Consider the following 12,575-nt stretch of genomic DNA (forward strand, 5'->3'; position numbering starts at 1 on the left):
GAGGGCAGTTAAGCCCCCTTCCATCTCTTTTATATTAATTATATCTTTCTAACTTTAATTTTAGCAGCATGATCATTTAAATCATAATCCTCACCGGCATCCAGTCCCTCAACATACTCAATACTGTCAGCAAGGGTCTCATCCTTTATATAATCCTCAAAATCAGCCACAGCAGACTGGATCTCTTGATCGCTATCATATTCAATCTCAATCCTGTCCAGCATCTCATAATCGTTGGCCTTTCTCATCTGCTGAACTTTAGAGACAAACTCCCTGGCAAAGCCTTCAGCTTTAAGCTCTGGGGTTAGCCTGGTATCAAGGATTATAAAGGCATTATTCTCCATGCCAACAGTAAAGCCCTCAAGATTACTGATATTAATAATTACATCCTCTTCAGAGAAAGTAAAATCTTCACCGTCAAGATCAACAGTAATCTCTTCGCCATCCTCTAAAGCCTTGGCAGTTTCACTGGCATCAAGCTCCTGTAATTTAGAGGCAAATACCTTGACCTTATCCCTGAGTTTAGGGCCAACCAGCTGGAAATTAGGCTTTAAGCTATATTCCATATACTCACCTAGTTCATCGGTAAAGACGACCTCTTTAACATTTAACTCCTCTTTCATCAGCGGCACCAGATCAGAAATTAATTCCTCGTGCCGGCCATCCACCAGCACCTGGGCAATTGGCTGTCTGACCTTGAGTTCCTCGGTCTCTCTGGCCGATCTGCCTAATGTGACCAGCTCTCTAACAAGCCCCATCTTCTCTTCCAGGTGACTATCAACTAAATCATGATCAGCCTCAGGATAATCCTCAAGATGGACAGACTTGCCATCAGTCAATAGCTGATAAAGCTCCTCAGATAAATAGGGAACAAATGGAGCAATCAATTTAGTCAGTCCAGTCAACACTTCATAGGTCGTTAGATAAACTGATTTTTTATCAGTATCCTTCTCATCAGCCCAGAAACGGCGCCTTGAACGGCGGATATACCAGTTAGATAAATCCTCATCAACAAAGCTCTGAATTAATCTAACAGCACTGGTTAGATCATAATTCTCCATCTCAGCCTCAACCTGGGCAATCATATTATTATATCTAGAAAGTACCCAGCGATCAATTCTGCTCCTATCTTCAACTGGTATTTCAAAGCCTCTAGGATCGATCTCATCAGTATTGGCATAAAGCTGGAAGAAATAATAAACATTCTTTAAAGTCCTGTAAAACTTACTATCCACTTCATGGAGGCCCTCAATATCAAACCTGGTCGGTGTCCACGGTGGCGAAACATGGAGTAAATACCAGCGGAGAATATCAGCACCATATTCATCAAATAATTCAAAGGGATCAACTGTATTCCCCTTGGATTTTGACATTTTCTTGCCTTCAGCATCAAGGATTAAATCATTAACCAGCACTCTCTTATATGGCGACTTACCGGTTACAAAGGTTGAGATTGCCAGCAAAGAATAGAACCAGCCTCTGGTCTGATCAATCCCCTCACAGATAAAGTCAGCCGGGAACTGCTCTTCAAATCTCTCCTGATTCTCAAAAGGATAATGCTGCTGGGCAAATGGCATCGAACCACTATCAAACCAGCAATCAATAACCTCTTCAACCCTGGTCATTTTGCCACTACAGTTAGGACATTCAAGATGAATATCATCAACATACGGCCTGTGCAGCTCGATATCATCAGCAACATCCTCAATTGCCTTCTCCTGAAGCTCAGCAATTGAACCAACAGATGCCAGCTCACCACAGTCACATTTCCAGATATTTAATGGCGTACCCCAGTATCTATTCCTGGAAATAGCCCAGTCCTTTAGGTTATCAAGCCAGTTACCAAACCTCTTCTCGCCAACATAATCTGGATACCAGTCAACTCCATTATTATTTTCAATCAACTTATCCTTTAATTTAGTCATCTCAATATACCAGCTGCCCCGGGCATAATAGAGCAACGGAGTATCACAACGCCAGCAATGAGGGTAATTATGATCCATCTTCTGGCTTCTAACCAGTTTATCATTCTCAATCAACCATTCAACAATATCCTCATTGGCATCCATCACAAACTGCCCTTCCCAGGGAGTTGTCGTATATTTGCCATCTTCATCAACAGGCTGCAAGACTGGCAGGTCATATTTTACACCGGTCTGATAATCATCCTCACCAAAAGCCGGGGCAGTATGGACTATTCCAGTACCCTCTTCAGCAGTTACATAATCAGCAACAGTTACAAAAAATGCCTTTTTATCAGTCTTAACAAAGGGCATAAACTGTTCATATTCTATACCTTCTAATTCAGCACCCTTTACTTTATCAACAACCTCATATTCATCGCCAAATACCTCTTCAACTAACCCTTCTTCTAAATAATATAAGTCTTCACGATATCTAACTTTAAAATAAGTCATCTCTGGACTAACTGTTAAAGCCACATTGGCAGCTAATGTCCAGGGAGTTGTTGTCCAGACTAAGAAGTACTCATCTTTATCTTTCCTCTTAAACCGTACATAAACCGTCCTACTGGTAATCTCTTCATAACCCTGGGCAACCTCATGGGAGGCCAGGCCAGTCCCACAACGGGCACAATATGGCAGAATCTTATGGCCTTCATAAATATAATCTTCCTCAAAAAACTTATTCAAGATCGACCAGACAGATTCTATATAATCATTTTCCAGGGTAATATAGGGATCATCAAGATCGATCATATAGCCCATCCGCTCGGTCATTTCCCGCCATAAACCTTCATATTCAAAGACAGACTCTCTACATTTCTTGTTAAACTTATCTATACCATAATCCTCTATCTCCTGCTTACTATTCAAATCCAGCTTCTTCTCTACTTCAATCTCAACTGGCAACCCATGGGTATCCCAGCCAGCTTTTCTCCTGACAAGATGCCCCTGCATGGTCTGATATCTACAGACAGTATCCTTTAAAGTTCTACTGATAACATGATGGATACCAGGTCTACCATTAGCAGTCGGTGGCCCCTCATAGAAAACAAATGGCTCTGCATCTTCTCTGTTCTCAATTGTCGCATTAAGTAAATCAATCTCTTCCCAGTAATTTGATAACTCCTGTTCCTTCTCTGACTGTTCCTGATCAGAAATAGGTTTAAATACTTCTTTAGACATTTATTGATCACACTCCTAAAATTATTTAAAATAATAAAATCCCTGAGTAATAAAATATTACCCAGGGACGAAATATACATCGCGGTACCACCCATATTACAGGCATCAAAACCTGTCACTCAATTAACTGTTAACGCCAGCAATACGAGATTACCTACTATTATTTCAGAAATCCAGCTCCAGGATGATATTCCCTTCACAGCCATTTAAATATATAATTCATATTCTCTTTAATAATAAATTATTTATAGCCTATTGTCAAGTTTTAAAGAGAAAATCACTTTAATAATTTAAAATTAACAAACTGCCTGGATTTCTGCTAAATATATTAATATTTCAACCATAATTTATCCAGTTCTGCTCCAGGATTGCTCCAGGACTCCTCCGGGAATGCTCCGGGACCGCTCCGGCCTTGCTCCAGGTCTGCTCCATAAACAGCCCTGACCTCTAATTAACCTAAACCGACTTTAACAGTGGATTTAATTTAACCAGCTTAAAATCAAAATAGGAGCAGGTCTCCCTGCCCCTAGATATATATAATACTTAATTAAAGGTTTTATTTAGTGAAATATATTATAGCCCAGCTTTATTTAAAGCATTAGTGACTGCTTCTGACCACATACCTGAACTGCTGGTAGCACCAGAGAACACATCAACATCAGCTGAATTAGCTTCTACAAAACGAGAAGGCATTTCTTCCTGAGCATCATGATATACATCATAACTATAATCTGAATCTTTATAAACTAATTCACCATCATCATCTTGAAGCTCTTCAAGTCTAACATCTACAATCTCGCCAGCTTCAACAGTTACCCAGGCAAGACCTCTGCCACCTCTATCGCTAAATTCTGAATATCCAAGGAAAGTACCATCAAAAACTTCCTGACCTTCAGCTTTAGCTAGGGCCATTTCAACAGCTTCCATAGATTTCTCACTAGTACTGGTAGCGCCAGAAACAACATCAATATCAGCTGAATTAGCCTCTACAAATCTTTCAGGTAAAACCTCAATGGCCTCATGCCAGGTATCATAGCCATAATCTTCACCTTTAGCTTCACCAGTATCTATAATCTCAATTAATTCTACAGAGATAATTTCATGCCCTTCGACAGTAACATGGGCTTCAACATAACCTCTATCATTGGCCTCACTAAAACCCACATAATCTCCATCTTCTAAATGACCATCCGCCATACCTGCTGCTGAAAAACTGACAACAAAAGCTAGTGCAAGAACTGCCACAAATAATTTCTTCATTAATTAAATCTCCCCTTTTCAAATTGGTTTTGTAAAGTATTTAACACTCACATTTACTATAATACATCCTTGTTACATTTTTGTCAAGAGGTTGCGTTAAAAAAATATCATAACATATGAAAATATTATGAAACAAAAAAAGAGCCCAATTAAGGGCTCAATCATAAAAACAAATGCATTTTATTAATTTATTAATATCCAGCTTTTGACATGGCATCTGCTACAGCTTCCATCCACATTTCAGCACTACCAGTTGCACCAGTATAAATATCAACATCAGCTGAATTTGCTTCTATAAACCATTCAGGCATTTCTTCTCTGGCTTCATGGAACTCATCCCAGTTATAATCATCATCTTTTAGAACTCTTTCACCGTCATCTTCCTGAACTTCTTCTAATCTAACATCAACAATTTCACCATCTTCTATTGTTACCCAGGCTACTCCTAAGCCACCACGGTCACTAACTGATGAGAAGCCTAAAAATCTACCGTCAAAATGTTCAACACCTTCAGCTTTAGCTAAAGCCATTGCAACAGCCTCCATTGCCATTTCACTAGTAGTTGTAGCCCCAGTAATAATATCAACATCAGCTGAGTTAGCTTCTATAAATCTCTCAGGAAGAACTTCCATTGCTTCATGGAACTCATCCCAGCCATAATCTTCATCTTTGGCTTCATTAACATTAGTCCATTCAGTTAGTTTTACATCAACAATATGGCCATCTTCAATAGTTACATTAGCTTCAACAAATGCCCTGTCAGATGCTGAGCTATACCCTGTAAATTCTCCATCTTCCATATGACCATCTGCCATTACATTAACTCCCAATCCTAAAACCACTGCTAAAGCCAGACCAAACACCATCAATTTTCTCATTCTTTTTCCCCCTTTAATTAAGTAAAAATATTTTTATGAAATAATTCACTATACCTATAGTACTACATTCGTGATATAAATGTCAAGAGTTATTTTAATTAATTTTATTATTTTATCTGCCCGGCCAGAACAATATAAAGAGAAGCCAGCAATATCATCAAGGCACCGCCATACTGAATAATCGAAAAGCTTTCTGCCAGCAGGATAAATGATAATAAAACTGTAACAACTGGCTCGGCCATACTGACGACTGAGGCCACAGTCGGAGTTGTATATTTAACCCCGTATAAAAATAAAATCAGACTGATTAAAGATATAATAGTAATCAAACTTAAATAGATAAATGCATTTGGACCATGCATATATCCTAGTTCTCCTCTAACCAGACCAGTCCCGGCAAATAAAATAGCTGATATAAAACAGGTCACAAAAATAATATGTAAAAATTGGGTATCCGCCAATAAATAATTACCACCTAAAATATAAAAAGCATAAAATAATGAAGCCATCACAGCCATCATTAGTCCAATTCCTGAGGCAACTATCTGAAAATCAGAATAAACCAGATATATCCCTGTAAAGGCAATAAATACTGCTACTCCCTTTCTTAAGCCAATAACTTCCTGACCTAGTAACCAGGCCAGTAAAGCAACAAGGATTGGATATGTATAAAAAATCAAGGCTGCTAGCGAAGTCGGAATCAGATTAAAAGCTGTAAAATATGAAAAATTAAAAATAGCATAGGTAATCCCTATTAAGATTAAACCAGAAAAATTATAATCAACAATCTCTTTTATATCAAATTTCTTAAAATTTAATATTCCTAAAATTATTGCTGATATTACAAACCTAAAAGTTAATAAAGATATAACATTAACCCCGGCATCATAGGCATTAACAGCAAAGATAGGCAGGCTCCCAAAGCCAACTGCAGATAAAAAGGCAGCCAGGGAGCCATATAGATATTCCTTTTTAAATTGTTCTAACATATTATAACCACCTATACAAAATCAACTTATTTAACCAGAAAAATCCTCAGATGCCCTACCAGGAAATCCATATTCAAAACTGTCAAACTTCCCAACCAGCTCAGCAACTCTTTCTCTTAATTCTTCTCCAGAAATCTCACCTTTGATTCCTTTAGCTAAAATATCAGCTACAGCAACCATATCATTCTCTTTCATACCCCGTCTCGTTATCTCAGGTGTGCCCAGTCTTATTTCTCTGCCAGATTGCCCGAAATCATCTGAGAGCAAGATATTATCCTCTTCAAGACCAGTCGAAATTTCTCTGGAACTTCCAAATTCATCAACATCTATTAATAGAATATGAGAATCAGTATAACCCTCCTCGGCTGCTATAACTTTAATTCCTCTTTTATCCAGTTCGGCTCCTAATCTCCTGGCATTCCGGATTACCTGCTTACTATAATCATGACCGTACTCCTTCATTTCAAGCAAAGAGGCAGCAAAAGCCGGCAATCTATTTAAATGATGGCTGGTAACTAAAGCTGGCGATAATGCATCACCTACCAGTCTGAAGGGCTTTTCTTTCCTGGATAAAATCATCCCGCCCTGGGGCCCAGGAAAAGATTTATGGGTACTGCCAAAGACAATATCTACTCCCTGATCTAACGGATTCTTAAAGACACCACCGGCAATTAGACCGGTAACATGGGAAGCATCATAGGCAAAGAATGTCTCATCGAGATGTCTTGTCCTATTCATTATCTCCTTAATCGGATCTGCAAATAACGTACCAGAACCGCCAAAGATTATTAATCTCGGCTTATAGGCATCAATCATTTCAACAGCCTTTTCTACTTCTAATTTCTGATTATGATCATAGGGCAGATTCTTAACCCTGATCGTCTTCTCTAAATGCTCAATAGTTCTCATCGGACCAACCAGCCCGTGGCCCCAATCTGCCATCGAAACCTCAAAAACTAAATCCCCTGGATCAGTCAGCCCCAGCACTGTCGCCATCCCGGCCATATGGCCACCTATCGGTCTTAAATCAACATAATCAGCCTTAAACACATCTCTGACCAGGTCATGGGTTGCCATCTCAAATTCATGGATATAGCGGTTTCCAGTATATTCTCTCTCTTCAGGCTTTAAAGTCTCATAACAGCCATACCTATTGCCAAAATCACTTGCTAAATAACTTCTAACCTTGGGAGTACTGTAATTCTCTGAAGCTATCAAATTTAAGCATCTGCTTCTATATTGTAAATGTTTCTCGTGTAATTTTTCTAAATCCTTAGTATTATTCATTTTCACCATAAATAGTTCCTCCTGAATTCATACAATTTATTTTAGATAATTAAGGGCTGAACGGACATGCATCTCTACACCAGTCTTTAATGTATCTTCATCTATATCAAACTTAGGATGATGATGAGGATAATCAGTTCCCTTCTTGGCATTTCCGGTACCAACAAAGTAAAATACTGAAGGCACATAAGCGGAGAACTCCCCAAAATCTTCACCGGCCAGGCAGCGATACTCAGTTAAATTCTCAGTTCCACCTGCAACTTTAGCAGCTATCTCCTCTAAATCTAAAACCAATTCTGGATCATTATATACCGGAGAGCTGGTTGCAGGGTATTTAATCTCATATTCAAGATCAAATGTATTACAAACTCCAGCAACTATTCTCTCTAGTCTTCTTCTTGGCTTCTCATCAGTATTTCTGCCGCCCTGGTAAAGATACCTGATAGTCCCCTTTAAATGCGCTTTCTCTGGAATAATATTTGTCGCATTACCAGCCTGAAACTGACCAAAAACGATAGTGGTAGACTTCATCGGGTCTATCTCCCTTGTCTGTATCATCTGGGCCTGCTGAATTATATTGGTTCCAGCCATTATCGGATCCTTTGAAAAATGGGGCGCAGAAGTATGGCCACCCTTTCCTTTAATAATTATTTCAAATTCATATAAACCACCCATAACAGCTTCAGGAGCAAGTCCAATCTTTCCGCTTGGAAGCGGTGTCCAGAGATGAATCCCCATAGCCGCATCAACTTTAGGATTCTCCATTACCCCTTCTTCTATCATAAATCTGGCAGCCTCTGTCTCCTCATTTGGCTGAAAAACAAACTTAATATTACCGGCCAGCTCTTTTTTCTTTCTACTCAATATTTTAGCCGCAACCAGTAACATTGCTGTATGACCATCATGACCACAGGCATGCATTAAGCCCTCATTCTGAGATTTATATTCAAAATCATTCTCCTCTTCAACAGGCAGAGCATCCATATCAGCCCTTAATAATAAAGTTCTGCCAGGCTTATCGCCTTTTAAAAGGCCAACAACTCCAGTTTTGGAAACACCTTCAGTAACTTCAAGGCCTAAATCCCTTAAGTATTCAGCTACAATTCCAGCAGTCCTGACTTCTTCCCAGCCTAATTCAGGATGTTTATGAAAATCTCTTCTAAGATTTATTAATTCAGGTTCTAATTCTTTTATTTCCTCTTTTATATTCATATATTTCACTCCAGCCTCTATTAAATAGTAAATAACTTTCTTGGAAAATCAACAAAACATTCACAGCCATCCTCAGTTATATAAATTGGCTCACTATTTTCAAAGCCATAATCATCCAGCCAGATTCCTGGCATAAAATGAAAGGTCATATTCGGCTTTAAGACTGTCTTATCACCAGGTCTCAAACTTGCAGTCTGCTCTCCCCAATCTGGAGGATAATTTAAACCATAGGAATAACCAACCCTGGATTCTTTAACCACTTTACTCCCGGAAATAGCTTCCCTCCAGTAAGCTTCAACTTCTTCACAGGTTTTCCCAGGTTCTATAAAATCTAAAACTTTTTCTACTCCTGCAATAACAACTTTTGAAATTTCAACTAAATCCTCAGGAGGTTCTCCAATATATACTGTTCTTGATAATGGCGCATGATACTTATATCTACAGCCTGCCAGCTCTAACAAAACAACATCGCCCTGCTCATATTCTCTATCAGCCCAGGTTAGATGTGCTGTAGAAGTTCTCTTACCTGAGGGCATTATCGGAGCTATTGCCGGATAATCTCCAGTAAATTCATCTGTACCTTTAATTTGAGCTCTATAAACTTCTGCTGCTGCATCACCTTCTCTAATCCCGGGTTTTATATTCTCCATAGCTTTATCCATTACCTTTTCAACAATCCTGGCAGCATCTTTCATATATTCTAGTTCTGTATCTGATTTAATCTGCCTGACCAGGGGCACTAACCGTGTGGCATCAACCACCTCAGCATTAACAACTTCCTCTTGCAAGAGATTATATGATCTTGGATTAAAATAATAGCTATCCATCTCAACCCCTATTTTATAGGGTTTGGGTTCAATCTCGTTAATAATTTCCACTGCAAAACTAATCGGATGTTTAACTAAAGATTGCACATAATCATCCTGATAACCATAAATATTCTTCTCTGATAACCAGGTAGTTAACCTGGCGCCATTGCTATCCTGTTCCCTGCCATACCAGACAGGCTCATCTTTATCGATAAATACTATAACTCCCTGGGGTACATAAAATGACCAGCCGTCATAACCGGTTAAATAATTCATATTGGCTGGATGATTAACTATCAATACCCTAATGCCAGATCTATCCATACTCTCCTTGACCTGTTTCAAACGGCTTAAATATTCTTTTTTATCAAAAGGTAATTTCAATTAAACCACTCCATTATCATAAATTCAGGCCGGCAGCATAACTGCCACCGACCTAAAAATATTTATATTTTACTTACCAGCAAATAGTGGTTTTCCCTGGTATATATTACAGACCATAATCCCCTCTTAAATTCTCAATATCTTCTAGAATAATATCAAGCATAGTCTGACCAATCTCGCCAACATCATCTACAAACTCATCCCAGACAGGCTCAGCAAGAGCTCTAAATTCTGCTCTCTCATCTTCATCAAGCTCAATAATGTTTATATCCGGCTCATTCTCTAATATAATGTCTAAACGGTCAGTATTATACTCATCCTGCATCTCATAGATATACTGGTTTAAATCAGTAGCAATCTCAGATACTAACTCCTGCATTTCTGGATCTAAACCTTCCCAGAAATTAAGACCAGCTGAAACCCCACCAACATATGGTACAGTTCCACCCCAGATCATATATTCCTGTTGCTCATAAAATGCCATCTCTTCAATAGCAAATACCGGATTCACCTGTGCATCGATCATACCAAGCTGAAGACCACTATAAACCTCAGCATAATCCATCTGAACAGGGTCTGCTCCATAATTTCTATACTGGGCTGATAACATTGGGTCAGGCATAACTCTTATCTGTAACCCATCCATATCTTCAGGACTTCTAATCTCTTGATTTGTTGTCCAGACCTGCCAGCCTTCAGGGAATAAACTTAATAGATGTAATTGCCTCTCCTGAAAGGCTCCTGCAAGGTGATCATGAATAGCTGAACTATTAGCAAGTACCTCAGCTGTTAACTCTAAGCTATCTGGCCAGATATAATGTAATGAAAATAGTCTGGCTTCAGGAACTAAACCGGATACAACAGAGGGACTGGTCATTGAAAATTCAACCATACCCATCTGAGCTGCTTCAGCCAGGTCACCCATACCGGTACCTAACTGACCATAAGGATATACTACAACTTCTATCTCACCATCAGTGGCATCTTCAATTCTTCTTTTAAATTCCTGTGCCCAGGCATCCTGTACACTACCTTCAATCTCCTCAAGTGCTATACTCCATGTCTCCTGAGCCTCAACCTGTTCAAATGAAGAAAATGAAAGAACCATTGCTAAAGCAATAATACCGATAAGAATATTTCTACTCATACTTCTCATAATTAATTTCCTCCTTTTTATTAGGTGATCCAAAATCTTTAGAACAAAATAAATATACAGACTTTTCTGTCCGTTTCACCCCCCTTAATAAAATTATTTATCTATTAAATTATACTTCCAGCATCATAACTCTATTCTTTACATATAACCAAATGCTAAATCTCTTAAGAATAAAGCTATCTGCGGGAAGAAAATTAATAGCGCTGATGCAAATAATAAGATGGCAATAAATACCGGTGTCTTTCTGATAACCTCAAGATAAGGTCGCCTAAAGACAGCAATTGCAGTAAATATATCACACCCAAAGGGCGGCGTCGCCGAGCCAATTGCAGCCTGCAATGTAACCACCGTCCCAACCAGAATCGGATCGATTCCTAAAAGGTCAACATAAGGCTGAAATAATGGGGTAAGTACCATTATGACAACAATTGGATCAACAAACATACAGCCAATAAAGAAGGCAACTGCAATTATAAATAGAACCCAGACCTGGGTCGGATCATCACCAATTATTGGCGGCAAAACCATCTGAGGAATTCTAGCAAAAGAAATTAACCAGGAGAAAGCATTACCGACTCCAACCAGAATAAAGACAACTGCTGTGATCATTCCTGTTGATAAAGCTATATCTTTAATCTGATTTAAATGAACATTCCTATATATTAATACTTCCAGGATAAAAGCATATAATACAGAAACTGCCGAAGCTTCAGTCGGACTAAATAAACCACTGTAAATACCACCGATTATTATAATAGGAAATCCAAAGGCCAATAATGCCCTTTTAAAGCTCTCAAGTCTCTGCCCCCAACTTTTCTTTTCTCTAACAGGTATGCCCTCTTTTTTGGCATATATGTAACAATATGCACTGAAAAGAATCATTATTAGAATTCCAGGACCTATACCGGCAATAAACAACTCACCAATAGAGCTACCACTTACAACACCATAAATAATCATACCAATACTTGGTGGAATCAATAATGCAATATCACTGGAATTAATAATAAGTGCAGTCGTAAATGAATCATCATAACCATCTTCTAAAAGATAAGGTCTCATTGTCCCACCAATAGCAACAACTGTTGCCTGAGTAGAACCTGAAACTGCGCCAAATAAAGTACAGGTTATTGAAGTAGTAATAGCCATTCCACCATTGACATGTCCAATTATATCTCTAACAAAGTCCACTAATCTTCTGGCTGTTGATCCGGCAGTCATAATATCAGCTGCCAGAATAAACATCGGTACAGCTAATAATGAAGGCGGTAGAATACCCCTGATCATCTGTTGTGCCATAATTGTTTGACCTAAATGGGGATAATATATATTCATAATAATTAAAGGTGCAGCAATTAAAGGAACCATCATTGGAAAACCTAAAAATAAGAGCAAAAACATTATACCAACCATCAATTGAAGCATTATCTTCTCTCCCTTCTAGCTATGCTCAA

Annotated in this window: 9 protein-coding genes; all 9 read right to left on the minus strand. The window is 38.6% G+C overall.

Going from position 1 to position 12,575, the window contains the following annotated elements; genetic code table 11:
- Positions 1–38: 38 nt before the first annotated feature.
- Complete coding sequence (gene ileS / locus I0Q91_RS05215; RefSeq protein ID WP_270453350.1) at positions 39–3,146, minus strand: isoleucine--tRNA ligase; 3,108 nt, start codon at positions 3,144–3,146, stop codon at positions 39–41.
- Positions 3,147–3,719: 573 nt separating this feature from the next.
- Positions 3,720–4,406: an FMN-binding protein gene (locus tag I0Q91_RS05220; RefSeq protein WP_270453351.1), complete on the minus strand. Its 687-nt coding sequence runs from the start codon at positions 4,404–4,406 to the stop codon at positions 3,720–3,722.
- Positions 4,407–4,597: 191 nt separating this feature from the next.
- On the minus strand, positions 4,598–5,284 hold the full coding sequence (locus I0Q91_RS05225) for an FMN-binding protein (RefSeq protein WP_270453352.1): 687 nt from the start codon (positions 5,282–5,284) through the stop codon (positions 4,598–4,600).
- A 107-nt stretch (positions 5,285–5,391) separates the two neighbouring features.
- Entirely contained in the window at positions 5,392–6,273 is an 882-nt protein-coding gene (locus I0Q91_RS05230) for a DMT family transporter (protein WP_270453353.1), read from the minus strand.
- Between the two features lie 30 nt (positions 6,274–6,303).
- A complete protein-coding gene (locus I0Q91_RS05235; protein ID WP_270453354.1) occupies positions 6,304–7,569 on the minus strand; it encodes a PLP-dependent aminotransferase family protein in 1,266 nt (421 codons plus the stop codon).
- A 27-nt stretch (positions 7,570–7,596) separates the two neighbouring features.
- A complete protein-coding gene (locus tag I0Q91_RS05240; protein ID WP_270453355.1) occupies positions 7,597–8,772 on the minus strand; it encodes a M20 metallopeptidase family protein in 1,176 nt (391 codons plus the stop codon).
- A gap of 20 nt (positions 8,773–8,792) precedes the next feature.
- Positions 8,793–9,965 carry a M24 family metallopeptidase gene (locus I0Q91_RS05245; protein WP_270453356.1) on the minus strand — a complete coding sequence of 391 codons (1,173 nt, stop codon included), beginning with the start codon at positions 9,963–9,965 and terminating at the stop codon, positions 8,793–8,795.
- A gap of 106 nt (positions 9,966–10,071) precedes the next feature.
- The gene (gene dctP, locus I0Q91_RS05250; protein ID WP_270453357.1) at positions 10,072–11,121 is read right to left on the minus strand and encodes a TRAP transporter substrate-binding protein DctP; all 1,050 of its coding nucleotides are present in this window, start codon (positions 11,119–11,121) and stop codon (positions 10,072–10,074) included.
- A gap of 138 nt (positions 11,122–11,259) precedes the next feature.
- On the minus strand, positions 11,260–12,546 hold the full coding sequence (locus tag I0Q91_RS05255; RefSeq protein WP_270453358.1) for a TRAP transporter large permease: 1,287 nt from the start codon (positions 12,544–12,546) through the stop codon (positions 11,260–11,262).
- Positions 12,547–12,575: the final 29 nt, after the last annotated feature.

Source organism: Halonatronomonas betaini, assembly GCF_015666175.1.
Classification (GTDB): Bacteria; Bacillota; Halanaerobiia; order Halanaerobiales; family Halarsenatibacteraceae; genus Halonatronomonas; species Halonatronomonas betaini.

Coding starts and splice junctions, on each gene's coding strand:
- ileS (WP_270453350.1), bottom strand. CDS start 3,146: ATGTCTAAAGAAGTATTTAAACCTATTTCTGATCAGGAACAGTCAGAG.
- I0Q91_RS05220 (WP_270453351.1), bottom strand. CDS start 4,406: ATGAAGAAATTATTTGTGGCAGTTCTTGCACTAGCTTTTGTTGTCAGT.
- I0Q91_RS05225 (WP_270453352.1), bottom strand. CDS start 5,284: ATGAGAAAATTGATGGTGTTTGGTCTGGCTTTAGCAGTGGTTTTAGGA.
- I0Q91_RS05230 (WP_270453353.1), bottom strand. CDS start 6,273: ATGTTAGAACAATTTAAAAAGGAATATCTATATGGCTCCCTGGCTGCC.
- I0Q91_RS05235 (WP_270453354.1), bottom strand. CDS start 7,569: ATGGTGAAAATGAATAATACTAAGGATTTAGAAAAATTACACGAGAAA.
- I0Q91_RS05240 (WP_270453355.1), bottom strand. CDS start 8,772: ATGAATATAAAAGAGGAAATAAAAGAATTAGAACCTGAATTAATAAAT.
- dctP (WP_270453357.1), bottom strand. CDS start 11,121: ATGAGAAGTATGAGTAGAAATATTCTTATCGGTATTATTGCTTTAGCA.
- I0Q91_RS05255 (WP_270453358.1), bottom strand. CDS start 12,546: ATGCTTCAATTGATGGTTGGTATAATGTTTTTGCTCTTATTTTTAGGT.